Consider the following 25,086-nt stretch of genomic DNA (forward strand, 5'->3'; position numbering starts at 1 on the left):
GAGCTCAGGAGAGCAGACACCCCATGCAGTTCGGCATCTTCACCGTCGGGGACGTGACCCCCGACCCCACCGACGGTCGCACTCCGACCGAACGCGAGCGCATCAAGGCGATGGTCGCCATCGCGCTCAAGGCCGAGGAGGTCGGCCTGGACGTCTTCGCGACCGGCGAGCACCACAACCCGCCGTTCGTACCGTCGTCGCCGACCACCCTGCTCGGCTACATCGCCGCCCGCACCGAGAAGCTGATCCTGTCCACGTCCACGACGCTGATCACCACGAACGACCCGGTGAAGATCGCCGAGGACTACGCGATGCTCCAGCACCTGGCCGACGGCCGGGTCGACCTCATGCTGGGGCGCGGCAACACCGGTCCGGTCTACCCGTGGTTCGGCCAGGACATCCGCCAGGGCATCGAACTCGCCAAGGAGAACTACGCGCTGCTGCGCCGGCTGTGGCGCGAGGACGTTGTGGACTGGGAGGGGACGTTCCGGACACCGCTCCAGGCCTTCACCTCGACACCGCGGCCCCTGGACGACGTCCCGCCCTTCGTCTGGCACGGCTCCATCAGGTCCCCCGAGATCGCGGAGCAGGCCGCCTTCTACGGCGACGGCTTCTTCCACAACAACATCTTCTGGCCGGCCGACCACACCAGGCGCATGGTGCAGCTCTACCGGCGCCGGTTCGCGCACCACGGCCACGGCCGGCCGGAGGACGCCGTCGTCGGCCTGGGCGGACAGGTCTTCATGCGGAAGAACTCCCAGGACGCCGTACGGGAGTTCCGGCCCTACTTCGACAACGCGCCGGTGTACGGCCACGGCCCGTCGCTCGAGGACTTCACCGAGCAGACCCCGCTGACGGTGGGCTCTCCCCAGCAGGTCATCGAGCGGACCCTGTCGTTCCGGGAGGCCGTCGGCGACTACCAGCGCCAGCTGTTCCTGATGGACCACGCGGGCCTGCCCCTGAAGACCGTCCTTGAACAGCTCGACATCCTCGGCGAAGAGGTCGTGCCCGTGCTGCGGAGGGAATTCACCAAGGGACGTCCGGCCGACGTGCCGGAGGCCCCCACGCACGCGTCCCTTCGAGCCGTCCGGGAGGTGTCCGCCGCATGAAGCTGATCGTCGTCTCCGCGGGCCTGAGCACCCCCTCCTCCACCCGCCTGCTCGCGGATCGGCTGGCCGAGGCGGCCCGCGACGAACTCGCCGCCCGGGGGCAGGCGCCGTCGACCGAGGTCGTGGAGCTGCGGGAACTGGCCGGCGACATCGCCAACCACCTCGTGACCGGCTTTCCGCCGCCGCGACTGAGCGCCGCGATCGACGCGGTGACGGCGGCTGACGGCCTGGTGGTGGTGACTCCCGTGTTCGCGGCTTCCTACAGCGGCCTCTTCAAGTCCTTCTTCGACGTGATCGATCCGGACGCCCTCTCCGGGAAGCCGGTCCTGATCGCGGCGACGGGCGGTACGGCCCGCCACTCCCTGGTCCTTGAGCACGCCGTGCGCCCGCTCTTCGCCCATCTCCGCGCCGTCGTCGTCCCCACCGCCGTGTTCGCGGCCTCCGAGGACTGGGGCTCGGGGGGAGACGAGTACACCGACGGCCTGCCCGGCCGCGTCCGCCGGGCGGGCGTCGAGCTCGCCGTGCTCATGGCGGCGCGCCCGATCGGTGAAGAGCCCGAGGACGACGTCACCGTCCTCGAACGGCAACTCGCCGACCTGCGCTTCGACTGAGCGGGCACCTGGGCCGGGCGACGGCGGGGTGGTTCATATGGTTCATACTGTTCCGCCGTATGAGCGTGAACCGAGTGACGACAAGGACCGTGCCCGAGAAACTCGAGGGTGTACGGACGCCCCTCCGCGGCAGGGACGCCGAACTGGCGTTCATCGAGGCGCGGCTCGACGCGCTCGACCGGGGCGAAGGCGGGATCATCCGCGTCGAAGGCTTCGTCGGCATCGGCAGGTCCAGGATCCTCGCGGAGGCCGCGGCAGCCGCGAGGCGGCGCGGGACGAGGGTGTTCGAGGGAGCGGCGGACCCCGACGAACAGTTCGTGCCGCTCGGCCCGCTCCTCGACGGTCTGCTCTCCGGCGAGGAACCGCTGTCGGGCGCCGTACGTCTCAGGGACCTCGCCACGACGCCCGGCCAGCGCTTCTGGCTGCTCCAGGAACTGGGGGACCGCCTGCGGGAGACGGCTCGAAACGGCCCCCTGCTCGTCGTCCTCGACGACCTCCAGTGGTGCGACGACCTGACCCTCCTCACCTTCAACACCCTCGCGGCCGGACTCTCGTCGCACGCCATCCTGTGGCTGGTCGCCGTGCGCGGTGGCAGCGTGCCGTCGGGAGTGCGCACGACCCTGGACCGGATCCGGCGGGCAGGCGCACACGAGCTGGCGCTGGGAGCGCTGGACGACCAGGCGACCACACGGGTCACCGAGGACGTCCTCGGCGCCGCTCCCGACCCGGACGTCCTCTGCGTCGCCCGCCGCGCCGAAGGAGTCCCGCAGCTGCTGGTCGAGCTGCTCGGCTCGCTGCGGGAGGCAGTGACGATCGAGAACGGCACGGCCAGGCTGTCGGCCGGACCCCCCGCCCCACGGGAACTCCCCTCCGTCGTGCGCCGCCTCGACCAGCTGTCCGACGAGGCACGGGAGCTGGTGCAGACGGCGGCCGTCGTGGGCGGCCCGGTCACCGTCGCGCTGCTGGCCGAACTGCTCGGCAGGTCCTCGGCGGCGCTCATCACAGCGGTACGGGAATCCCTCGACGCCGATCTGCTCACCGAGAGCGGCGATCGCCTCGCCTTCCGCCACGACCTGATCCGCGAGGCGGTGGAAGCCGGCCTCCCCCTGCCCCTGCGTCAAGCCCTGCGTGGTCAAGCCGCCGAGCTGCCGCCGGGGAGCGCGGCCTCCCCCGTCGAGCGTCCCGGGCCGTCGGCCGGGAGAGCACCGGCAGATGCGGCGGAGGCCGGGAGAGCGGGGGCGGGAGACGTGGCCGAGGCCGACCGGCTGCGCACCGCCGCGGCGGAACTCGCGGCCACCGCTCCCGGACCCGCCGCGGAACGCAGCCTCAAGGCCCTGGAACTCACCACGGCGGACGCTCCGGAGCGGCCGCGGGTCATCGCCGAGACGATCCCGCTGCTCTGGCAGACGGGCCGGGCCGCGCAGGCACGTGAGCTGGGAGCCTCCGCCCTGGCGACCGGCGGCCTCGGACCTGAGGACGAGGCGCGCATACGCCTTGCCCTGGCACGCCTCGCCGTACCGTTCGACTTCTCCGAGGCGGTCCGGCAGGCCCGCGCCGGGGCGGCACTGCCCGGGATCCCCGTGGACGTGAGGGGGCGACTGCTCGCCATGCTCGCTGTCGGCCTGTCGATGGCGGGCGAGCACTCGGCGGCCGAGCAGGTCGCCGCGGAGGCGTGGGAGACCGCAGCGGCAGCGGGGGACCGCTCCGCCGAGGCCACGTTGACGACGGTCCGCTCGGCCGTGAGTTTCCACCGCATGGACTTGACCGAGGCGTTCCGGCAGGCCGAGCGGGCCGCCGCGCTGGCCGACGCCCTGGGCGTCAGCACCTCGCTGTGGGTTCCGGAGGCCTTGTGGCACGCTCTCCTGTCGAACACCACCGGACGTTCCGCGCAGGCGCTCGCCGCCGCGGAGGACGGCATCCGGATCACCAGGGAGCAGGGCCGGACGGCGGCCACCCGTATGTGGCTCATGACCCGCTCCCGCATCCTTCTGGAGGCCGGACGGCTGACGGACGCCCGGGCCGACGCCGAAGCCGCCTCCGCGACGACCGACGATCTCGGCCCGGGCAACCTCGCCGACGTCACGCTCCGGTACGTGATGATGCGCGTCGCCCTCCACACCAACGACCAGCGGACCGCACGAGCGTACGCGGCGGAGGCGAGGCGCATGCGGAGCGACGGCGCACCCGTCGTCCGGCACTTCGGCTCCTGGATGCTGGCACTGATGGCCGACTTCGAAGGCCGGCCCGACCGTGCCATGGCCGAACTCGACGAGGTGATGACGTCGCCCGCCGCGGACCGGCCGGCCTACGCCGGCTTGGTCGACCCCGCAGACGCCCCGGTCCTCGTCCGCCTGGCGCTGCGTGCCGGGGCGCACGAACGGGCCGCGCAGGCAGTGGCTCTGGCCGAGCGACTGGCCGTGCTCAACCCCGACCTCACGTTCCTCGCCGCCACCGCCGCGCACGCCCGGGGGCTCCTCGACAACGACCTCGCCCCTCTCGTACGTGCCGTCCGGCTGTACGAGGACTGCCCTCGGCCGTTGGCCCGGGCGTCGGCACTGGAGGACGCCGGACGCAAGCTGGCGGCCACCCGCAAGTCCGAAGCGGTGCCGTACTTCGACACGGCCCTCGCGCTCTACGCGCGAGCGGGCGCCGAGCGGGACCTTGCACGCGTCCACCGGCGCCTGCGGGCCGCTGGTGTCCGCCGCCGGCCCTCGACGGCCGGACTCTCCGGTGCATGGCCCGAGCTGACGGCCGCGGAGATACGGGTGGTACGGCTCGTGGCTCGTGGGCTGACCAACCGACAGGTGGCCGAGCACCTCTCCCTCTCGCCGCACACGGTGGGTTCGCACCTGCGCCGGGCCTTCACCAAGCTCGACATCACCTCGCGCGTGGAGCTGACCCGGCTGGTGAAGCACCGCGACAGCGGAGAGTAGTCGCTTCGCATCCCCCGTGGGCGTCACGGCAATGGACGATTCGTGTGATGTGCCGACGGCGTCGCTTCCTCAGACTGATCAAGAGCCGCGGAATGAAGAAGTCCGCGGGGAACCGTTGGTCGAGAGAGGAACAGCGCATGACCGTAAGGCTCCAGCGAGCCCGCCCCGGCAGCCCCGAGCTCCAGGCGCTTGTCGACGATCTCGCGGAGCGGCTCGGCCGGTCCGTCGCCGTCGACGACCCGCTGGTCCGCATGGTCTGCACGAGCCGCCACTTCGGCGACGAGGACCCGGTCCGCATCGGCACCCTGTTGCAGGGCCGCGCCGACAACGCGACCATCCGCTACGTCCTCGCCCAGGGCGTGACCCAGTGGTCCCGAGCCGGATTCATCGACGGCCGTGACGATCTCGGACTGCTGCCCCGTTACGTCGTGCCCCTGCGCGAGCGCGGGCATCTTTTCGGACTGCTCCTGGTGGTCGTGCCCGAGAAGACGCTCGCAGAGCACGAGACACGTGCCATCGCCGGGGCCGCGGACGCCATGGCCGCCCAGATGCACGGAGAGCACATCGCCACCGACACCCGGAAGGCCGACGAGCGGGACCTCGTCCTCGAACTCGTCGGCACCGACGTCGCCGCCCGTACCACCGCACGGCGGCGGGGCAAGGAACTCGGACTGCTCGGAGCAGCCGAGCACGTCCTGGTCACCGTCGTCCAGCTGAGCTGCGCGACCGAGCTCGTGCGGCAGTCCGAGGCGGCCCTGTGGGGGGCGCTGGAGGGGTTCCGGCAGACGCGTTCGGCCCAGGGCCTCATCGCGATCGGCAAGGAGCGGGCGACACTGCTCCAGCTGCGCGACCACCCACCCGGCCAGGACGAGGTCACCGCACAGTCCGCTCGCATCCTGGACGAACTCCGCACCTTCCTGGGCCCGTCGGCGGACCCCGTGATCGGCGTCGGCGGCCGGCACCCCAGCCTGGACGACGCACGGACGTCGTACGAGCAGGCGCTCGTGGCGGCACGCGCGGCACGCCGACTGCCCACCCTGAAGAGCGCCAGTGACTGGGAACTGCTAGGGGAGCTCGCGGTGCTGCTCCAGCTCCCCGAGCACGCCCTGAACGCGTCTTTGGTCCCGAAGCCGCTCCATGCCCTGAGCGACACTCATGGCGGCGACCGCCTGCGGGACACCCTGCGCTGCTTCCTCGAACACGCGGGATCGATTCCCCGGACCGCGGACACGCTGGGAATCCACCGCACCTCGCTCTACTACCGCTTGCGCCAGATTCAGGAGATCACCGGACTCGACCTCGACAACGGCGCCCACCGGCTCGCTCTGCACCTCGGCCTCAGGATCGAGGAACTCCTCGCCCCGGGCGGCGACGGGGCCGTCTGACCACGGACTCGCTTCGACAAAGCGAGGAGGATCCACGGCCCGATTCCTACAGCTCGCGGTGGTGCGGGCGGCGGGCCCCATTCGATGATGTTCGGGACGGGCGGGAACGATGAACCGCCTCTGACCAGGGGAGAGGTCATGAAGGAACTGATCACGACGGACGGCGCGCGGCTCGCGTACCAGGACACCGGCGGCGAGGGCGTCCCGCTGGTGATGCTGCACGGCTGGGGGCAGACGCAGGCGATGTTCCGCCACCAGATCGAGGGGTTGGCGCCCGGCCGTCGCGTCGTCACCGTCGACCTCCGCGGCCACGGGAAGTCCGGCAAGCCGCGTCACGGCTACCGCATCGCCCGGCTCTCCCGCGATGTGCTCGAACTCGTCGACCACCTCGGTCTTGGCCGTTTCGACGCACTGGGCTGGTCCATGGGCGTCTCGGTGTGGTGGAGCTTCATCGACCAGTACGGGACCGGACGGATCCGGCGCTTCGTCGCCGTCGACCAGCCCGCGGCGGTCGCCGCCGTGCCCTGGATGACCGAGCGGGAACAGCGGGACTCCGGTGCCATCTTCGACGTGTCGGGGCTGTTGTACCTGGGTGCGGCCCTCGCGGGGCCGGAGGGCGACACGGTCCGCGCCGACTTCGTGCGCGGCATGTTCTCCGGCGAGCCCGACCCCGAGGTGCTGGCCTTCGTCGGCGAGGAGATCCGGTCGACACCGGCCTACGCGGGCGTACCGCTGCTGTTCGACCACTGCGCGCAGGACTGGCGCGACGTGCTTCCCCGGATCGATGTGCCGACCCTGGTGATCGGCTGTGAGGGAAGCCATGTGCACCCCGATTCGCAGCGCTTCGTCGCCGAGCGGATTCCCGGCGCACGCCTACACGTCTTCGCCTCCGACGTGGCGAGCTCGCACTTCCCCTTCCTGGAGAACCCGCCGGCCTTCAATGCCGTGGTGGAGAAGTTCCTGGCCGAGGAGCCGGCGAACGGGGCGTGAATCCGCCCTCCGCTCGCACGCACCTACGGCTAGGAATCCCCATGACCCTCACACTGATGTCACGTGCGCCCCAACGGGTGTCCCGGCAAGCGCCCGATCCGGCCTCGCCCTCCTCCCGCTCGGGGTGGCTGGTCCGGATGCTTTCCGAGATGCCGAAGACGGACGACCGGACCCACGTCTACCTCGGCGTCCATGTCCGTGGGCCCGTCACCGTCGTCCACGAGCGCGCCAAGACCCTGTTGGAGCCGAACGACCTGGTCTTCTGCGACCCGGCCCGACGGCATCTGCTGCAGTTCGGAGAAGACTGCCAGATGATCTTCTTCCGGGTGCCCCGGTGCTATCTGGGCGTCACGGAGTCGGAACTGAACCAGGTGATCGGCGTACCCGTACGCGGCGGGGAGGGGATCGGGGCGCTGGCGTCCGACTTCCTGACCGCGCTCGCCGCCAAGGCGGAGTTCCGGCGGTCCACGATCGGGGACCGCCGTGCCCGGACGGCCGTACACCTCCTCTCCGTCCTGGTCATGGAGCTCCTCGAAGCGGACACGACGGACGAGGCCGACGACGCGTCCGGGGCCGTCAACGAGATGCTGTCCCGTATCCACGGCTACATCGAAGAGCATCTGATGGACCCGGACCTCTCGCCGGAGTCGATCGCACGCGCCCACCACATCTCCGTCCGGTACCTGCAGAAGCTCTTCCAGAACGACGGCAGCACGGTGAGCCAAAGGGTGCGGCGGCGCAGGCTCGAGTTCTGCCGGCTCGAACTGGGCCGCTCCAACCGGAGGATCACGATGGCCGCGGTGGCACACCGCTGGGGCTTCAGCAGCCCCTCGCACTTCAGCCGCACGTTCCGCGGGGCCTTCGGCATGAGCCCCAGCGAATGGCAGGCGCTGGCGACCTCGGCCTTCGCGACGACGACTGCCGGCGCCCAGGACGAGGGAAGGCGCTGAGACGCGTGTGCGCCGTCGTGTCAGCGCGGATGCGCGCACGTACACGAGGTACCGCTCCACGGCCGTACCGTGAGTAACCGTCGCACGGACCTCTTGCCGAATTCCGAGCCGCGCCCTGACCGTCGTGACGACGCCCCACACGTGGCCCGACACCGAGAAGAGAACTCGCATGACCAACCCCACCGTCGTCCTCGTGCACGGTGCCTTCGCCGACGCGACAGGCTGGATAGGCGTCATCTCGGAGCTGCGGAGCAGCGGTATCCCCGTGATCGCTCCGTCGAACCCGCTGCGGGGCCTGACGTCGGACGCCGCCTACCTCGCCTCCGTCCTGGCCCAGCTCGACGGCCCGGCCGTACTCGTCGGCCACTCGTACGGCGGTGCGCTGATCACCGTGGCCGGCGCCGCGGAGAACGTCGTGGGGCTCGTCTACGTGGCCGCCTACGTGCCCCACGAGGGCGAGAGCCTCGGCCAGCTCCAAGGGAGTTTCCCCGAATCCCCGCTGACGGGCAGCCTGAAGGAGTGGACCTACCCGCTCCTCGACGGCGACTCCGGGGTCGAGGTCACCATCGAGGAGAAGGCCTTTCCCTCCGTGTTCGCGGCGGACGTGCCCGCGGACGTCGCCGGCGTCCTGGCAGCGGCCCAACGCCCGCTCGCCACGGCCGCCTTCACCGAGACCGCGTCCGCGGCGGCGTGGCGGACCAAACCGTCCTGGGCCCTGGTGGCCGGGGCGGACCGCACGATCAGCCCCGAGGTCCAGCGCTTCGGCGCCGCCCGGGCCGGCGCCGTCGTCGTCGAACTTCCGGACGCCTCCCACGCCGTCGTCCTCTCCGAGCCCACCCGGGTCGCCGACCTGATCAGGGACGCGGTACGGGCGACGAGCTGACCGACCGGCCTGCGCGACGACAGGAGCGGGACCGCGTCAGTCGGGACGCCATCCCACTCGGTCGGGCCGGACTTGGACCGGAAGAGCACGGGGCAGCCGCATTCCTCAGACACGCCGCCGCCTCGTCGCGGCACTTGCAGGCGGCCACCCCCCTCGAATACTCGGGCGTGCGAAGTGATCAGCCGGCCTGGGGACATTCAGAGCCAGTCGCGCTTCTTGAAGACGACGTACAGGCTGACGCAGACGACCGCCATCAGCAGGATCGCGAAGGGGTAGCCGCCTGCCCAGTGGAGTTCGGGCATGGTGTCGAAGTTCATGCCGTAGATGGTGCCGACCAGGGTGGGTGCGAAGAGGATGGCCGCCCAGGAGGAGATCTTCTTGAAGTCGTCACCCTCACACCGCTGACCTGCGGAAATTGCCTACTCAGGCGATCTGACCTGCAGCGATCGACCTTTCCGAGTCCTTCACCCTGCTGCCCGTATATGCAGCCGATTCCCCCAGCCACCCCCCAACGAGGCCTCATTCCCCCCAGATTCCCCCAGCGGAGGCAGCTTGTGGCGGCGGATTGCCGCTGGCTGGGACCGTAATCCCGGCGGTAGGGATGGCTACGCGACGTAGGAAAAGTGAACGGTACGACCTGGCGATCGTGGACGTCCCTGCGCATCTCAAAGCCCAGGTTGCATGAGGAGGCGCCTGCAAAAGCAGGGCGAAATGTTGCCAGTGGGGCCCGGTTCGCCCCGGTATGCACGGCGCACTACACGTGACACTTGCGCCCCATGGGAACTCTGCGCGCCCTACCGGTGCCCACGGGTGCCGGGAATGATGAGTGCACCGCACATGAACCAGGCGATCCGCACCCCCTGTCCCTCGGCCAGGTGGACATGCGGCGGAAGGAGCTCATCGTGTTGCTTCTCATCTCCCCGGACAGCGTCGAGGAAGCCCTCGATTGTGTGAAGGCGGCGGAGCACCTCGACATCGTCGACGTGAAGAAGCCCGACGAGGGCTCGCTCGGAGCTAACTTCCCCTGGGTCATCAGGGAGATCCGCGACGCGGTGCCGGCGGACAAGCCAGTGTCCGCCACCGTGGGTGACGTCCCGTACAAGCCCGGCACGGTGGCGCAGGCCGCGCTCGGTGCAGTCGTCTCCGGCGCCACGTACATCAAGGTCGGCCTCTACGGATGCACGACGCCCGATCAGGGCATCGAGGTCATGCGCGCGGTCGTCCGGGCGGTGAAGGACCACCGCCCCGACGCGCTCGTCGTCGCCTCCGGCTACGCCGACGCCCACCGCATCGGCTGCGTCAACCCGCTCGGCCTGCCCGACATCGCCGCCCGCTCCGGTGCCGACGCGGCCATGCTCGACACCGCCATCAAGGACGGGACGCGGCTGTTCGACCACGTTCCACCGGAGGTCTGTGCCGAGTTCGTACGGCTGGCCCACGCCTCCGGTCTGCTCGCGGCCCTCGCGGGCAGTATCACTCAGGCCGACCTCGGTCCGCTGACCCGCATGGGCACGGACATCGTGGGCGTGCGGGGAGCGGTCTGCGAAGGCGGCGACCGCAACTCCGGGCGGATCCAGCCGCATCTGGTGGCGGCCTTCCGGGCGGAGATGGACCGGCACGCCCGGGAGCACGCCGTCGGCGTCCCCGCCGTGAACTGACCGCCGGCATGCAGACGCCTGAGGCCCGCAGCGTCCCCGGACGCCGGGCCGTACCTTTCTCCGTCGTCGACCCGGCCACCGGGGAGACCTTCGACGAGGCCTCCGACCAGCAGCCGGGCGAGTTGGACGACGTGATCGCCCGAGCCCAGCGAGCCTGGCACGGCTGGCGCGCGGACCCCGCCGCCCGCACCGCCGCGTTGCGCGCCGCGGCCGACGCCGTGGAGACGGCCGGCGACGACCTTGCCCGGCTGCTCACCCGGGAACAGGGCAAGCCCCTGGCCGAGTCGTACGCGGAGGTCGCCCGTACTGCGGCCCGCCTGCGCTACTTCGCGGACTTGGCCCCCCGGACCCGCCGGATCGACGACGGCCGGCCCGTGCACAGTGAGATCCGCTGGCGTCCCCTGGGGCCCGTCGCCGCGATCGTGCCGTGGAACTTTCCCCTCCAGCTCGCGGCGGCGAAGTTCGCGCCCGCGCTCGCGGCGGGCAACACCATGGTTCTCAAACCGTCGCCGTTCACTCCGCTCGCCACCCGGCTGCTCGGGTCCGTCCTCGCCGCCGTCCTGCCCGAGGACGTACTGACCGTCGTCACGGGCCGCGAGCCCCTCGGTGCCCGCCTCGCGTCCCACCCGGGCATCCGCCACGTCACCTTCACCGGTTCGGTGCCCACCGGGCGGGCCGTCGCCGCAGCGGCGGCGGGCTCGCTCGCCCGGGTCACCCTGGAGCTGGGCGGCAACGACGCCGCCGTCCTGCTGGACGACGTCGACGTGGACCGGATCGCGGACCGGCTGTTCTGGGCGGCGTTTCGCAACTGCGGCCAGGTCTGTATGGCGGTCAAACGCGTCTACGTCCCGGCCCGGCTCCACGCCGAGGTCGTCGAAGCCCTCGCCCAGCGCGCGAAGGCGGTCGCTGTCGGGCCCGGACTCGACCCCGAAACCCGGCTGGGACCGGTCAACAACGCCCCACAGCTGGCCCGGGTCGAACAGATCACGGAGCAGGCTCTGGCTGACGGCGCCCGGGTGGCGTCCGGCGGCCACCGGCTGGACGGGCCGGGATACTTCTTCGCCCCCACGATCCTCACCGACGTCCCACCCGGCAGTCCGGTAGTGACCGAGGAACAGTTCGGACCGGTGCTGCCGGTGCTGCCGTACAGGAGCCTCGACGAAGCCGTCGACGCGGCCAACGGCACCGGCTTCGGGCTGGGCGGATCCGTATGGGGCACCGATCTCGACCGGGCCGAGGCCGTGGCCGACCGGCTCGAATGCGGCACGGCCTGGATCAACCACCATGCCGAACTGTCCCTCGCCCAGCCCTTCGCAGGCGTCAAGGACAGCGGGGTCGGCGTCGCGGGCGGACCGTGGGGGCTCTACGGAAACCTCCGGCCGTTCGTCGTCCACCGCCCGCAGGAGGGGTGACGATGAGGTTCCAGGCGGCCGTACTGCGCTCGTACGAGGACCCGTTCACGGTCGAGGAGGTGACCCTGCGGACGGAACCCGACGAGGGCGAGATCCTGGTCGAGATCGCGGGCGCGGGGATGTGCCGGACCGATCTCGCGGTCCGGCGATCCGCCGGCCGCAGCCCGCTCCCGGCCGTCCTGGGCCACGAGGGCGCCGGGGTCGTGGTGCGGACGGGCTGCGGCCCTGACGCCGCGATCAACGTGGGTGACCACGTCGTGCTGAGCTTCGACTCCTGCGGGCACTGCCACAACTGCCTCGGCGCGGCCCCCGCCTACTGCGACTCCTTCGCCTCCCTCAACCTTTTCGGAGGACGCGAGGAGGAAGTGCCGCGGCTCACCGACGCGACCGGGAAAGCGTTGGCCCCCCGTTGGTTCGGCCAGTCCTCGTTCGCCGAATACGCGCTCGTCCCGGCCCGCAACGCCGTCCGGATCGACCCGGCGCTGCCGCTCGAACTGCTCGGGCCCCTCGGCTGCGGCTTCCTCACCGGCGCCGGAGCCGTGCTGAACACCTTCGGCGCAGGCCCCGGCGACACCCTGACGGTCCTCGGCGCCGGAGCCGTGGGCCTGGCCGCAGTGATGGCCGCCACCGCCGCCGGCGTCCTGACCGTGGCCGTCGACCGGCATCCCCAACGACTGGCCCTGGCCGAACGGTTCGGCGCGATCCCACTGCCCGCCGCAACGGCTGGACTGGCCGAACGGGTCCGACGGCTGACCGACGGCGGCGCGCAGTACGCCCTGGACACCACGGCCTCGGCCCCTCTCATCAACAACGCGCTCCAGGCACTGCGCCCCACCGGCAGCCTCGGCCTGGTGGCTCGCCTCCACACCGCGCTGCCGCTCGAACCGGGCACCCTCGACCGAGGCCGCAGCATCCGCCACATCTGCGAAGGGGACGCCGTACCCGGACTGCTGATACCCCGACTGACTGGGTTGTGGCAGGCCGGCCGCTTCCCCTTCGACCAGCTGATCCGCACCTACCCGCTGGCCGACATCAACGAGGCCGAACGCGACTGCGACGCGGGCCGCGTGGTCAAGCCCGTCCTGCTCCCGGAGCGAACAAGCCGATGAGCGGGGCGCGCGGAACCGCGGACCCACCCATCCGACAAGCAGACACCCCACACCCTGCACCCCCCACTCCCGCCAACGGAGGAAACATGCCCGGCACGGCCCCGCAGCAGACAGATACGGAAGGCGTGGACGGAGGTGTGGGCCTGACCGCCCTCCTGGTCGCCGCGGCACGGGCGATCGAGACCCACCGCCACGACAGCCTGGCCCAGGACGTCTACGCGGAACACTTCGTGCGCGCCGCCCGGGCATGCACCGACTGGCCGGTACGCATCGAGCAGGTCCCGGACGGGGACGACAACCCGCTGTGGGGGCGCTTCGCCCGCTACTTCGGCCTGCGGACCAGGGTCCTCGACGACTTCCTCCTCCAGACGGTCGGTACGTCCGTCCGCCAAGTGGTCCTGCTGGGTGCGGGGTTGGACACGCGCGCCTTCCGGCTGGACTTGCCGTCCGACTTGGTGGTCTTCGAGATCGACAGGGCGGGCGTGCTGGCCTTCAAGCAGCAGGTGCTCACCGGCCTGTCGGCTGCCCCGAGGGTTAAGCGCGTCCCCGTACCGGTCGACCTGCGCGCGGACTGGGTCACCGCGCTGACCACTGCCGGCTTCGACCCGGCCGCGCCGAGCGTCTGGCTGGCCGAGGGACTGCTCTTCTACCTGCCGGGCCCCGCCGAGACGTACCTCATCGACACGGTGGACAGGCTGACGACCGCGGGCAGCGCTCTGGCCTTCGAGGCCAAGCTGGAGAAGGACCTGCTGGCGTACCGCGACAGCCCGGTCTACACGGCGACGCGAGAACAGATCGGCATCGACCTGCTCCACCTCTTCGACACGGGACCACGACCCGACTCCGCGGGCGCCCTGACGGCCAAGGGCTGGTCCACTTCGATGCACACGCCCTTCGAATTCACCCGCCGGCACGGAAGCGGCCCCCTCCCTGAGCCGAACGATGCGCTGGAGGGAAACCGGTGGGTGTTCGCGCACAAGCCCCGGCCATGACGTCGGCAGCACTCACGACGACGTCCCCCGGCATCCCGTACCTGGCCCGGGGCTTCGCCGCTATCGGGAACGACTGCCCGACAGCACAGGAGTTGAGGGCGGGGCCCTGCCGCAGGCCCCGCCCTCAGGTTGTGTCGTAGCGGTTGCCGGCCCGCGCCCGGGATGGCGAGCGTCGTTCCATGATGAACGTGCGCCCCCGTCCCGGGACAGCCGCTGACCGGCCGTGTCAGACGGCCCCGACAGCCACCAGCTGGTCGCCCGGGATCCCGGCCATGTCCGGTGCGTAGTAGTCCTTGATGCCTGCGGCCCACGTCGCCACGGAGATGCGGTCCTTGGCGTCCGGGCCGAAGGCGTCGAAGAGCGCGTGGATGTTCGCCTTCTCGAAGCCGATCGCCGTCATCAGCGATTCGAAAAGCGGGCGCTCGATCAGGCCGTCCTTGTCGGGGTCGCCGAGTGCGGCGAGCGCCTCGGCAAACTCGGTGATCGTGGGACCGAAGCGCTTGGGGTCGAGCACGAACGGACGGAACTCCTCGACGGTGATCACACCGTCGCCGTTGGCGTCCAGTTCCGTGGCCAGCGTCGTCCAGTAGCGGCGGAACGCGGCCCGGATAGCGGCCTTGGCGCCGTCGTCCGATGCGACCGCCGCCTCCAGAACACGGCCCGTCATGAGGTCGAAGTCGTTGGAGTCGATGACTCCGTTGCCATTGGCGTCGAAGAGGGAGAAGACCAGTTCGACTCGCTTGGCGGCCTCGGTTCGCATGTGTGTCACCTGTCTGCTGCGGCCCATCGATCCCGGGCCTGGCTCAATGAATGCTCCTACGTAACCGTCCCGGGGGAGAGGCGTGACGGTGAGACGGTTTCCGTTACCGGAAGGAGTGAGTCCGCCGTCAATCAGTTCGGGCGGCTCGGGCAGGACACGCGTGATCCGGGCGAGGCTCCAGCCGGCGATTCTCCGGCTCGACGGGCAGGCCGCAGGGTCGGAAGGGCGGCCTCCTGTTCAGGGGCACGAAGGCGTCCCGGCTGAAGAGGCCGGTCTGGCCGTCCACCGTGATCATCTTGGACTGTGGAACAACGGTGCGGCGCTCCCGTCTCTTAAGGCGGTGAACGGCGCCGGTCAGGGCGGCCGGCGGCACCGCGCCCTGCGGAAAGGGACGTACGAGTAGCTCCCCCTGGTAGCCGGACTCTGAAGTCAGTCCCAACGAAGAGCGGTCGTAGTTTCACGATGTCAGCTCGGTCAGCGCTGCACACAACAAGGTCCTGTCCTCGATCGCGCGGCGGCATGTCGGGTCGTCGAGGGTGAGGCGCTGTCCGGCACGGAGGGGTGTACGTGGGACGCGGGCCAGGTACTTCGCGTCGACCACGCCATCGTTGTGCGTGAAGACGTGACGTGCTGCCCAGGTAGCGAGGAGGCGGTTCCAGGTGTCCGATGCGAGCGTGGTCCGCACATCCGGAAAGCCGGCGTCGGTGAAGAGCACGGCCATGTCGTCCAACCGCTGGAAGATGCTGCGGTTCCCGAGCGCCGGCCGCCCTGTGGGTCGAAGCCGCCCGTGCCTACGCGCAGCAGGGCCGCCTCGCCGACGGCTACCAGGCCCTGCGGATCGCGGAGACCTGCGCAGCTCAGGACGTACGACGCCCAGCCGTCCGGGACCTGGTCGCCGACATGGCAGCCCGAGACCGTCGGCGTACGCTGCCAGAGCTCCACCACTTCAGCCGCCGACTGGGAGTACCCGCGTGACCGAGCCGCAGTGCAAGCCCTTCCTGTACGTCCTCGTCTGCGCGGCCGGGATCGCGGGCGACGTCGGCAAGCTGATCGACGCCGCTCACGAGCGGAGCTGGGACGTCGGCGTCGTCGCCACCCCGCAGGGGCTGCCCTTCCTCGATGTCGCCGCGATCGAGGAGGGGACCGGTTACCCCGTCCGCTCCGCCTGGCGCGCGCCCGGGGACGCACGATCCTTCCCACCCGCCGATGCGATCGCCGTAGCCCCGGCCACCTTCAACACGGTCAACAAGTGGGCGGCCGGCTTCGCGGACAACCTCGCCCTCGGCATCCTCTGCGAGGCCCCGGGCATGGGCATCCCCACCGTCGTCCTGCCCTACGTGAACACCGCGCTCGCCGCCCACCGCGCGTACCAGCGGAGCCTCGCAGAGCTGCGCGAGATGGGAGTTCTGGTCGGCAGCTACGAGCCTCACCGCCCGAAGTCCGGCGGCGGCGCCGATCGCTTCCGCTGGGAGGAAGCCGTCGACCTCCTGGCCCCACTACTCACGGCAGGGGCCGCCCGCCGCTGAGCCTGCGACTGCGAGTAGGGAGACTCTGCCGTTTACCCGGTCGCGAGGCGCTGTTAAGGAGAGTCTGCCAGTCTTGCGATGGTCTCCCAACCCATCTGTGGGGGACGCTGTCGGGAGTTCGCAAGAGGCATGGTGAGCAACGGTGTTGGTGTACCGGCTACAGCCAGTCGCGCTTCTTGAAGACGACGTACAGGCTGACGCAGACGACCGCCATCAGCAGGATCGCGAAGGGGTAGCCGCCTGCCCAGTGGAGTTCGGGCATGGTGTCGAAGTTCATGCCGTAGATCGTGCCGACCAGGGTGGGGGCGAAGAGGATGGCCGCCCAGGAGGAGATCTTCTTGATTTCCTCGTTCTGTTCGAAGCCGGCCTCGGCCAAGGCGCGCATCTCCGCGTTCTGTTGTTGGGAGACCAGGGTGGCGTTGACCGTCAGGATTTCCGTGAGGGCCTGGCGGAAGCCGTCCACGCGTTCGCTGGTGTGCGTGACGTGGTCGGCCACGTCGCGGAGGTAGCGCTGGAGTTCTTCGTCCGTGCCGTACTTGGCGAAGCCGGCCATCAGGCTGTGGAGCATGCCGACCAGGGGGCGGGTGGCGCGTTGGAACTCGACCATTTCGCGGGAGAGTTCGTAGATGCGGCGGGAGACCTCCGGGGCGCCGCTGAAGACCTCGGTTTCGATCTCGTCCATGTCGGTCTGGACGCCCTCGACGACCGGGGCGTAGCCGTCGACCACCGCGTCGAGGATGGCGTACAGGGCGGCCTCCGGTCCGAGGGAGAGGAGTTCGGGTGAACCCTCCATCCGGCGGCGGACGGCCGAGAGGTCGGGGGCGGCGCCGTGGCGGACCGTGATCAGGAAGTCCGGTCCCACGAAGACGTGGAGCTCGCCGAAGTCGACCTCCTCCGGCGCGTCCAGGTAGCGGGCGGCCCGCAGGACGACGAAGAGGGTGTCTCCGTAGCGCTCCAGCTTCGGCCGCTGATGGGCCTCCAGTGCGTCCTCGATGGACAGCGGGTGGAGGTTGAACTCCTCGGCGAGCGAGTGGAGTTCGGCTTCGGTGGGGCGGTGCAGTCCGATCCAGGCCATGCCGTCGGGCTCTTCGCGCAGTCGGCGGAAGGTGTCGGCGAGGGTGGACGGGGAGGCGACGCGCAGGCCGTCGCGGTAGACGGCCGAGTCGATCACGCTGCGGTGATCGGCGGGTGTGGGGGCCGGCGGCGCCGGCTTCGGGGCCCGCGGAGGTGTGGCCGGGGGAGTGGAGGCGGAGGAGGCCGGGCGGCGCCACCCCGTCCGCTTCCCGTTCGAGGCATCCGGGGAGGGCGAGGGCGAAGGCGAAGGCGAAGGCGATGGGGAGGAGGGGGAGGGGGAGGGGGAGGGGGAGGGGCGGTGGTCTGGTCGCTCCGGCATCGCAGGTCAGCTCCCCGGTCGAACGGCTGTTTACGGGCAGAGTGCAGGATATCCGGGCGAAGGGGCCCCGGGAGGTTCCAGTTGCTCGTAAACGCGAGGCGGCCCGAAGAAGTCCGCTACGGCGGCACGCTCCGCCCCGCACTCCGTCGGCCCGGCTCCGCTTCTCCCTGCCACAGGCGGGCCCGTAATCCCCTTGAGGACAGAAGGTGTCCGCATGGAGGGCTAGTTTGTCGTCATGGCCTCCAGGACGACTCACCCCGTGCTCGATACCCGTTCGCTGAACCGTGCCACGCTCGCCCGTCAGCTGCTCCTGGCGCGTGCCGAGATGTCCGCGGCCGACGCCGTGGAGCACCTGCTCGGGCTGCAGGCGCAGAACGTGAAGCCCCCCTACTTCCAGCTCCATGCCCGCCTCGCCGGATTCCGGCCGGCCCAGCTCGCCTCGCTCATGGAGTCCCGGGACGCGGTCCGGATCGTCACCATGAGGTCCACCATCCACACCCACACGGCCCACGACGCGCTCACCCTGCGGCCCCTCGTCCAGCCCGCCCGGGACCGGGAGGTCAACTACTTCCGCAAAGGTCTGGCCGGAGTGGACCTGGACCGGCTGGCCGAGCGGGCGCGGGCGTTCGTGGAGGCCGAGCCGCGCACCATGGCGGAGATCCGCGAGGAGCTGCTCAAGGAGTGGCCCGGCGCCGATCCGCAGTCGCTGTCCGTCGCCGCGCGCTGCCGGCTGCCGCTCGTCCAGGTGACCCCGCGCGGGGTATGGGGCAAGAGCGGGCAGGTCCGGCTCACCACGCTGGGGCAGTGGGTGGGCGACGGCCGGGACGAAGGCCCGGTGGCCGTGGACGACATCGTGCTGCGCTACCTCGGCGCCTTCGGGCCCGCCTCCGTCAAGGACATGCAGACCTGGGCCGGCCTCACCCGGTTGCGCGAGGCGTTCGAGCGACTGCGGCCCCGGCTGGTCGTCTTCCAGGACGAGAACGGCGTCGAGCTCTTCGACCTGCCCGACGCACCGCGCCCCGACGCCGCCACGCCCGCCCCGCCGCGCTTCCTCCCCGAGTTCGACAACCTGCTCCTCTCGCACGCCGACCGCGCGCGCGTGGTCCCGCCCGAGCTCAAGGGACGGGCCTGGTCGGGGAACCAGGCCCACTGCACCCTGCTCGTCGACGGATTCCTCTCCGGGCTCTGGAAGCTGGACGGCGACACGCTCACCGTCGAGCTGTTCTCCGCCGCCTCCGAGCAGTCCAAGGAGTCAAGGCAGTCCAAGGAGTCCAAGGAGTCCAAGGAGTCCAAGGAGGAGATCGTCGCCGAGGGAGAGGCCCTCATCGCCGCCATGGCCCCAGACGGGGAGCTCGGCACCGGCTCCGTCCGCTTCGGGTCAATCAGCGGCTGACGCCGCTCTGGTGACGCCCGCACCCGGCACGGCACGATGCCTGACATGACCGAGAACACGGCGCACGCGCCGTACGCGAACCCCGACGCCACCGCCCGGTTCCTCGCGGCACGAGACTTCCTCCTCGAACGCCGCGCGGACTACGAGGCCGCCCGCGCCGGATTCGTCTGGCCCCGTCCCGAGCGCTTCAACTGGGCCCTCGACTGGTTCGACCACATCGCCACCGGGAACGCGGCGGACGCCCTGCGGATCGTCGAGGAGGACGGCACCAGCCGCGGCGTCTCCTTCGGGGAGATGAGCGTCCGCTCGGACTCGGCAGCCAACTGGCTGCGCGCCCAGGGCGTCGGGGCCGGCGACCGGATCCTGGTCATGCTCGGCAACCAGCGCGAGTTGTGGGAGGTGATGCTCGCCGCCATGAAGCTGCGGGCCGTCGTCATCCCCGCCACCCCGCTGCTCGGCGCCGCCGACCTCCGCGACCGGGTGGAGCGCGGCCGCGTGCGCCACGTCATCGCGCGGTCCGAGGACACGGCCAAGTTCGACGAGGTGCCCGGCGGGTACACCCGGATCGCGGCCGGGGCCGAAGTGCCCACCGGGTGGCGGCGTCTGGAGGACCTGTACGACACCGACTGCCGCTTCACCCCGGACGGGGAGACCCTCGCGACCGACCCGCTGATGCTGTACTTCACCTCCGGCACCACCGCCCGGCCCAAACTCGTCGAGCACACGCACGCCTCGTACCCGATCGGGCACCTCTCCACCATGTACTGGCTCGGGCTGCGCCCCGGTGACGTGCACCTCAACATCGCCTCGCCGGGCTGGGCCAAGCACGCCTGGTCGAACCTCTTCGCCCCGTGGAACGCCGGCGCCACGGTCTTCGTGCACAACTACGCGCGCTTCGACCCCGAGCGGCTGATGGCCGAGATGGACCGGCACGGCGTGAGCACCTTCTGCGCCCCGCCCACCGTGTGGCGGATGCTCATCCAGTCCGACCTCACCCTGCTGCGCACGCCGCCGCGCGAGGCCGTCGCCGCCGGAGAGCCGCTCAACCCGGAGGTCATCGAGAAGGTCCGCGAGGCGTGGGGCGTGACCATCCGCGACGGCTTCGGCCAGACCGAGACCACCCTGCAGGCCGGCAATTTCCCGGGCGCTCGCGTCAAACCGGGCTCGATGGGCCGCCCCGCCCCCGGCTACGAGATCGTCCTGCTGGACCCGGTCACCGGCAAGGAATCAGCCGACGAGGGCGAGCTGTGCGTGGCCCTCGGTCCCCGGCCCGCCGGGGTGATGACCGGCTACCACGACGACCCGGAGCGCACTGCCGAGGCCATGGCCGGCGGGCTCTACCGCACCGGCGACATCGCCTCGCGCGACGCCGAGGGGTACTTGACCTACGTGGGCCGGGCCGACGACGTCTTCAAGGCCTCCGACTACAAGATCAGCCCGTTCGAGCTGGAGAGCGCCCTGCTGGAACACGAGGCGGTCGCCGAAGCCGCCGTCGTCCCGGCTCCGGACGAGCTGCGCCTCGCCGTCCCGAAGGCGTACGTCACGCTCGCCGCCGGCTGGCAGCCCGGGCCGGAAACGGCCCGCCTGCTCTTCGAGCACTCCCGGGCAGTGCTGTCCCCGTACAAGCGGATCCGCCGCATCGAATTCGCGGAGCTCCCCAAGACCGTCTCCGGGAAGATCCGCCGGGTGGAGCTGCGGGAGCTCACCGCGGCCGGCTCGGCGGGGGAGTACGACGAAGCGGAGCTGACCTGAGCGGATGAGGGGCAGGTGGAGGCAGGTGAGGGGCAGGGCCTAGGGGGGGGCACACCCCGGCCGCGTCCCCTCGGCCGGTACGGGGCCGCGCGCGGCCCCGTACCGACCGCCGGACCGCCGGACCGCGCGATCGTGCCGCGCGCGCGGAACCCCCGGCCGACGCGGGCTACGCGGAGGCGGGGAGCAGCGCCTCGATCGCCGCGATGACCTCGGGGGCCTCCGGCTCGGTGCGCGGGCGGAAGCGGCCCACGACCTCGCCGGCGGGCGAGATGAGGAACTTCTCGAAGTTCCACGTGATGTCCCCGGCCTCGCCCTCGGCGTCCGGGGTCTTCACCAGCTCCTGGTACAGCGGGTGCCGGTTCTCGCCGTTGACCTCGGACTTCTCCAGCATCGGGAACGTGACGCCGAAGCCGGCCGCGCAGAACGTCTGGATGTCGTCGGCGTTGCCCGGCTCCTGCCCGCCGAACTGGTTGCAGGGGACGCCGATGACCGTGAAGCCCTTCTCCTCGTACTTGAACTGCAGTCGGGCCAGACCCGAGTACTGCGGGGTGAGACCGCACTGGGAGGCGGTGTTCACGAGCAGGATCGCCTTGCCCTTGTACGCGGCGAGGCTGGTGGACTCGTCGGACAGGGTGGTCAGCGGGATGTCGTACAGGCTCATCTGGCTCTCCTCGGCAAAAGGCAGGTAATGGTCCCCGAGCCTAGGCCCCCGAGGCGATGAGTCCGTCCGCCGGGTCGTTGACCGGCTGCGGCATGCCCGTGAGGTCCATGACGAAGAGGGGTATCCCCAGCTCGTCCGCGCGCGTGCGCGCGTCCTGCGTGTATCCGGCGAGCGAGAAGTAGACGCTGGTCGCCGAGGCCGTGAGCCCGTTCAGCCAGACGCACTCCACGGCCCGCACCCCGGCCGGCGCCGTGGTCGGGTCCACCTGGGCGACCAGGCCCGGGGCCCGCAGGTCGACCGCCGCCGAGGGGATGGGTCGGCCGTCGGGCTGGCGCACGTCCTGGAAGCCGAGCCAGCGCAGGTACAGGGCGGCCGTGGCCACCGCGTCCCGGGCGGTGCGGATGGTCACGGGGCGGAAGGCGGGCCGCGGCACCGGCTGACCGCCCCGGCCCTGACCCTTGCCCTGGGACGGGCGGCCGCTCACCTGGGACGGGCGGTCGCTCCCGGGGTGCTCGGGGCTCCCCGCAACCGGCCCGTGGGGCGCGGTTCCGCGCGACTCCGTCCGTACGTCCCCTCCCGCGGGCCCGGCGGGATCCTGCGTCTGGCGGCCCTGGGGAGCCGGAGACGTCAGGGGCGCCTGAGGCGGGGTCCGGACGACCGCCGGAGCCGGCGGATGCACCGGAACGAGCACCACCGTCCCGCAGGAGGCGCACCCGACCTCCGGATGCGGCCAGTCGCTCTCCCGCCCGCAGGCCCCGCACCGCACGGTCACCCACACCTCGGACCAGTTGCGGTGGGTCAGTTCCCGGGACGGCGCCGCCAGGTCCAGCGGCGGGATGACCGGGGTCCCGCAGGCGCACGGGAAGACAGGGGTGACGTAGTCGTTCTCGCGCAGGCACGCCGGGCAGCGCACCGGTACCGCATCCGCCATGGGAACTGGACCCCCTCCGTCGCTGTGCGTGAAGCCATGCTCCACCACACGCCACGACGGGGGCGGGCGGACCGCAGATTTTCAGCCGAGCCCTGGGTTTTCGTACAACTCACCGACCGAGACGCGGCTTTTGGTGGGTTCCTGGCTGCCCCACCGCCTTGACGTGTGCGGAGTCGCCACTTAGCTTGTTCCGTATAGCAGAACAAAACTTCCGGATTACGGAAAAGCCTGACCCGCCAGACCCGCAGGAGAAGTCGATGCCTCGTATGACAGCCGCCGCCGCTGCAGTGGAGATCCTCAAGCTCGAGGGTGTCGAACAAGCGTTCGGCGTCCCCGGTGCTGCGATCAACCCGTTCTACCGCGAGCTCAAGAACGTGGGCGGGATCAAGCACACGCTGGCCCGCCACGTCGAGGGTGCTTCGCACATGGCCGAGGGCTACACGCGTGCCAAGGCGGGCAACATCGGTGTCTGCATCGGTACCTCGGGCCCGGCCGGTACCGACATGATCACCGGCCTGTACTCCGCGATCGCGGACTCGATCCCGATCCTGTGCATCACCGGTCAGGCTCCGGTCTCGAAGCTCCACAAGGAGGACTTCCAGGCCGTCGACATCGCCTCGATCGCCAAGCCGGTCACCAAGAAGGCCACGACCGTCCTGGAGGCCGCCCAGGTTCCGGGCGTGTTCCAGGAGGCGTTCCACCTGATGCGCTCCGGCCGTCCGGGCCCGGTCCTGATCGACCTCCCGATCGACGTCCAGCTGACCGAGATCGAGTTCGACCCCGAGACCTACGCCCCGCTGCCGGTCTACAAGCCGCGCGCCACCCGCGCCCAGGCCGCCAAGGCCCTGCAGTTCCTGCTGGCGTCCGAGCGTCCGCTCATCGTCTCCGGCGGCGGCATCATCAACGCCGACGCCTCAGACCTACTGGTCGAGTTCGCCGAGCTGACCGGCGTCCCGGTCATCTCCACCCTCATGGGCTGGGGCACGATCCCGGACGACCACGAGCTGGCCGCCGGCATGGTCGGTGTCCAGACCTCGCACCGCTACGGCAACGCGACCTTCCTCGAGTCGGACTTCGTCCTCGGCATCGGCAACCGCTGGGCCAACCGCCACACCGGCTACAACCTCGAGGCCTACACCAAGGGCCGCAAGTTCGTCCACGTCGACATCGAGCCGACCCAGATCGGCAAGATCTTCGCCCCGGACTTCGGCATCGCCTCGGACGCGAAGGCGGCCCTGGAGCTCTTCATCGAGATCGCGAAGGAGCTCAAGGCCGAGGGCAAACTGCCCGACTTCAGTGCCTGGGCCGCCTCCGCCCAGGAGCGCAAGGCCACGCTGCTGCGCCGTACGCACTTCGACAACATCCCCATGAAGCCGCAGCGCGTCTACGAGGAGATGAACAAGGCCTTCGGCCCGGAGACCCGCTACGTCACCACCATCGGTCTGTCCCAGATCGCCGGTGCGCAGATGCTGCACGTCTACAAGCCGCGCAACTGGATCAACTGCGGCCAGGCCGGGCCGCTCGGCTGGACCATCCCGGCCGCCATCGGTGCCGCCACCGCGGACCCGCAGACCCCGATCGTCGCGCTGTCCGGCGACTACGACTTCCAGTTCATGATCGAGGAGCTCGCGGTCGCCGCGCAGCACAAGGTCCCCTACGTCCACGTCCTCGTGAACAACGCCTACCTGGGGCTGATCCGTCAGGCGCAGGGCGGTCTGGGCATCAACTTCGAGGTCAACCTCGAATTCGAGAACATCAACACCCCGGAGATCGGCGTCTACGGCGTCGACCACGTCAAGGTCGCCGAGGGCCTGGGCGTCAAGGCGATCCGCGTCACCGACCCCAACGAGCTGGGCGCCGCCTTCGAGCAGGCCAAGAAGCTGGCCCAGGAGTTCCAGGTCCCGGTCGTCGTCGAGGCCATCCTGGAGCGCGTCACGAACATCTCGATGAGCAAGACGGTCGACATGAGCGACGTCACCGAGTTCGAGGAGCTCGCGACCGAGCCGGGCCACGCCCCGACCGCGATCCGCCGGCTGGCCGTCTGAGGCCAGGCTGATCCAGCACCACCGCGACGGCCCCCGCCCCTCCGCCAGGAGGAGCGGGGGCCGTCGTGCGTCTGCTACGGGTCCGGGTTCCGTCGGCAGTGGTCCCAGTGGTCCCGCCCCGGCGGGACCTGCCCGATGCCCTGTCGTGGCGCCCCGCGGCCTGCGCGCCGCACCCCCGCCCCGGCCGTCCGTCCGAGCCGGCGCCGGAGAGGCGCCCTGTGCGTGGCCCCGTCCCGGCTGCGCGACGCCCCGCGGCTGGGTCTTGGTGGCCCGCCGCCCCGGTGCCCGGGTGCTTCCTGGGCCCGGGGAGGCCGCAGGGCCGCGTACGCGCTCGGCGCGGGCATCGGGTCGCCTGGGACGGCAGCGCTGAGGAAGCCGGGCCCAAGGACCCGTGCACCGGAGCGCGCGAGGCGGCGTACAGCGGTACGTGGTCCGCGCGGCGTCCGACCGGACCGCGCACGGCCCTCGGGCCCCCTGGGGCGCGGCTCCGGACGGTCTCCCGACTCCACGGGCCGGGCATGACGAAGAGCCGGGTCACGGGACCGTCCGTGACTCGGCTCTTCGAGTGTGTGCTGCTGATACCGCCCGACGGT

Annotated in this window: 20 protein-coding genes and 2 pseudogenes; 16 read left to right on the forward strand and 6 right to left on the reverse strand. The window is 70.9% G+C overall.

Going from position 1 to position 25,086, the window contains the following annotated elements; translation table 11 throughout:
* Positions 1 to 23: 23 nt before the first annotated feature.
* The 7 genes from ACFWBY_RS31115 to ACFWBY_RS31145 all read left to right on the forward strand — a co-directional run bounded on the left by ACFWBY_RS31115 (position 24) and on the right by ACFWBY_RS31145 (position 8,861).
* Entirely contained in the window at positions 24 to 1,109 is a 1,086-nt protein-coding gene (locus ACFWBY_RS31115) for an LLM class flavin-dependent oxidoreductase (RefSeq protein WP_385336001.1), read from the forward strand.
* Positions 1,106 to 1,720, forward strand: coding sequence for an FMN reductase (locus ACFWBY_RS31120; RefSeq protein WP_385335999.1), 615 nt, complete (start codon positions 1,106 to 1,108; stop codon positions 1,718 to 1,720). The genes ACFWBY_RS31115 and ACFWBY_RS31120 overlap by 4 nt, the downstream gene beginning before the upstream one ends.
* 59 nt (positions 1,721 to 1,779) lie before the next feature.
* On the forward strand, positions 1,780 to 4,653 hold the full coding sequence (locus tag ACFWBY_RS31125) for an AAA family ATPase (protein WP_385335998.1): 2,874 nt from the start codon (positions 1,780 to 1,782) through the stop codon (positions 4,651 to 4,653).
* Between the two features lie 137 nt (positions 4,654 to 4,790).
* On the forward strand, positions 4,791 to 6,038 hold the full coding sequence (locus ACFWBY_RS31130) for a PucR family transcriptional regulator (RefSeq protein WP_385335996.1): 1,248 nt from the start codon (positions 4,791 to 4,793) through the stop codon (positions 6,036 to 6,038).
* Positions 6,039 to 6,176: 138 nt separating this feature from the next.
* The gene (locus ACFWBY_RS31135; RefSeq protein WP_385335994.1) at positions 6,177 to 7,028 is read left to right on the forward strand and encodes an alpha/beta fold hydrolase; all 852 of its coding nucleotides are present in this window, start codon (positions 6,177 to 6,179) and stop codon (positions 7,026 to 7,028) included.
* Positions 7,029 to 7,177: 149 nt separating this feature from the next.
* Positions 7,178 to 7,978 (forward strand): helix-turn-helix domain-containing protein, encoded by an 801-nt coding sequence (locus tag ACFWBY_RS31140; protein ID WP_385335992.1) that lies wholly within the window; start codon positions 7,178 to 7,180, stop codon positions 7,976 to 7,978.
* 169 nt (positions 7,979 to 8,147) lie between these two features.
* Positions 8,148 to 8,861, forward strand: coding sequence for an alpha/beta fold hydrolase (locus tag ACFWBY_RS31145; RefSeq protein WP_385335990.1), 714 nt, complete (start codon positions 8,148 to 8,150; stop codon positions 8,859 to 8,861).
* Between the two features lie 197 nt (positions 8,862 to 9,058).
* On the opposite strand, the pseudogene ACFWBY_RS31150 reads toward ACFWBY_RS31145, so the two are convergent.
* A pseudogene (locus ACFWBY_RS31150) lies at positions 9,059 to 9,244 on the reverse strand (CorA family divalent cation transporter); the annotation flags it as partial.
* Positions 9,245 to 9,763: 519 nt separating this feature from the next.
* Between ACFWBY_RS31150 and ACFWBY_RS31155 the strand changes: the two are divergent.
* The 4 genes from ACFWBY_RS31155 to ACFWBY_RS31170 all read left to right on the forward strand — a co-directional run bounded on the left by ACFWBY_RS31155 (position 9,764) and on the right by ACFWBY_RS31170 (position 14,032).
* Complete coding sequence (locus ACFWBY_RS31155; RefSeq protein ID WP_385335988.1) at positions 9,764 to 10,519, forward strand: (5-formylfuran-3-yl)methyl phosphate synthase; 756 nt, start codon at positions 9,764 to 9,766, stop codon at positions 10,517 to 10,519.
* Between the two features lie 8 nt (positions 10,520 to 10,527).
* The gene (locus ACFWBY_RS31160) at positions 10,528 to 11,931 is read left to right on the forward strand and encodes an aldehyde dehydrogenase family protein (RefSeq protein ID WP_385335986.1); all 1,404 of its coding nucleotides are present in this window, start codon (positions 10,528 to 10,530) and stop codon (positions 11,929 to 11,931) included.
* A gap of 2 nt (positions 11,932 to 11,933) precedes the next feature.
* Positions 11,934 to 13,040, forward strand: coding sequence for an NAD(P)-dependent alcohol dehydrogenase (locus tag ACFWBY_RS31165; RefSeq protein ID WP_385335984.1), 1,107 nt, complete (start codon positions 11,934 to 11,936; stop codon positions 13,038 to 13,040).
* A gap of 86 nt (positions 13,041 to 13,126) precedes the next feature.
* On the forward strand, positions 13,127 to 14,032 hold the full coding sequence (locus ACFWBY_RS31170) for a class I SAM-dependent methyltransferase (protein ID WP_385335983.1): 906 nt from the start codon (positions 13,127 to 13,129) through the stop codon (positions 14,030 to 14,032).
* Between the two features lie 226 nt (positions 14,033 to 14,258).
* Here the strand turns inward: ACFWBY_RS31170 and ACFWBY_RS31175 are convergent, their stop codons facing one another.
* Together ACFWBY_RS31175 and ACFWBY_RS31180 are read right to left on the reverse strand one after the other, a co-directional pair.
* Positions 14,259 to 14,792 (reverse strand): EF-hand domain-containing protein, encoded by a 534-nt coding sequence (locus ACFWBY_RS31175; protein WP_385335981.1) that lies wholly within the window; start codon positions 14,790 to 14,792, stop codon positions 14,259 to 14,261.
* Positions 14,793 to 15,249: 457 nt separating this feature from the next.
* Entirely contained in the window at positions 15,250 to 15,522 is a 273-nt protein-coding gene (locus ACFWBY_RS31180) for a hypothetical protein (RefSeq protein ID WP_385335979.1), read from the reverse strand.
* A gap of 32 nt (positions 15,523 to 15,554) precedes the next feature.
* On the opposite strand from ACFWBY_RS31180, the pseudogene ACFWBY_RS31185 reads away from it, so the two are divergent.
* Positions 15,555 to 15,767 (forward strand): annotated as a pseudogene (locus tag ACFWBY_RS31185) (transcriptional regulator); the annotation flags it as partial.
* A complete protein-coding gene (locus ACFWBY_RS31190; protein WP_385335977.1) occupies positions 15,764 to 16,318 on the forward strand; it encodes a flavoprotein in 555 nt (184 codons plus the stop codon). The pseudogene ACFWBY_RS31185 and the gene ACFWBY_RS31190, both read left to right, overlap by 4 nt.
* 157 nt (positions 16,319 to 16,475) lie before the next feature.
* Here the strand turns inward: ACFWBY_RS31190 and ACFWBY_RS31195 are convergent, their stop codons facing one another.
* A complete protein-coding gene (locus ACFWBY_RS31195; protein WP_385335975.1) occupies positions 16,476 to 17,711 on the reverse strand; it encodes a magnesium and cobalt transport protein CorA in 1,236 nt (411 codons plus the stop codon).
* A gap of 235 nt (positions 17,712 to 17,946) precedes the next feature.
* On the opposite strand from ACFWBY_RS31195, the gene ACFWBY_RS31200 reads away from it, so the two are divergent.
* Both ACFWBY_RS31200 and ACFWBY_RS31205 read left to right on the forward strand, forming a co-directional pair.
* Positions 17,947 to 19,104, forward strand: coding sequence for a winged helix DNA-binding domain-containing protein (locus ACFWBY_RS31200; protein WP_385335973.1), 1,158 nt, complete (start codon positions 17,947 to 17,949; stop codon positions 19,102 to 19,104).
* A gap of 45 nt (positions 19,105 to 19,149) precedes the next feature.
* Positions 19,150 to 20,856 carry an AMP-binding protein gene (locus ACFWBY_RS31205; RefSeq protein ID WP_385335971.1) on the forward strand — a complete coding sequence of 569 codons (1,707 nt, stop codon included), beginning with the start codon at positions 19,150 to 19,152 and terminating at the stop codon, positions 20,854 to 20,856.
* Between the two features lie 166 nt (positions 20,857 to 21,022).
* Here the strand turns inward: ACFWBY_RS31205 and ACFWBY_RS31210 are convergent, their stop codons facing one another.
* Positions 21,023 to 21,517 carry a glutathione peroxidase gene (locus ACFWBY_RS31210; RefSeq protein ID WP_385335969.1) on the reverse strand — a complete coding sequence of 165 codons (495 nt, stop codon included), beginning with the start codon at positions 21,515 to 21,517 and terminating at the stop codon, positions 21,023 to 21,025.
* Between the two features lie 40 nt (positions 21,518 to 21,557).
* On the reverse strand, positions 21,558 to 22,448 hold the full coding sequence (locus ACFWBY_RS31215; RefSeq protein WP_385335968.1) for a hypothetical protein: 891 nt from the start codon (positions 22,446 to 22,448) through the stop codon (positions 21,558 to 21,560).
* A gap of 257 nt (positions 22,449 to 22,705) precedes the next feature.
* Here ACFWBY_RS31215 and gcl point away from each other — a divergent pair, with 257 nt between their 5' ends.
* The gene (gene gcl / locus ACFWBY_RS31220; protein WP_385335966.1) at positions 22,706 to 24,493 is read left to right on the forward strand and encodes a glyoxylate carboligase; all 1,788 of its coding nucleotides are present in this window, start codon (positions 22,706 to 22,708) and stop codon (positions 24,491 to 24,493) included.
* The last annotated feature ends 593 nt before the right edge of the window (positions 24,494 to 25,086 follow it).

Origin of the sequence: Streptomyces sp. NPDC060049 (genome assembly GCF_042736715.1) — a bacterium.
GTDB lineage: Bacteria > Actinomycetota > Actinomycetes > Streptomycetales > Streptomycetaceae > Streptomyces.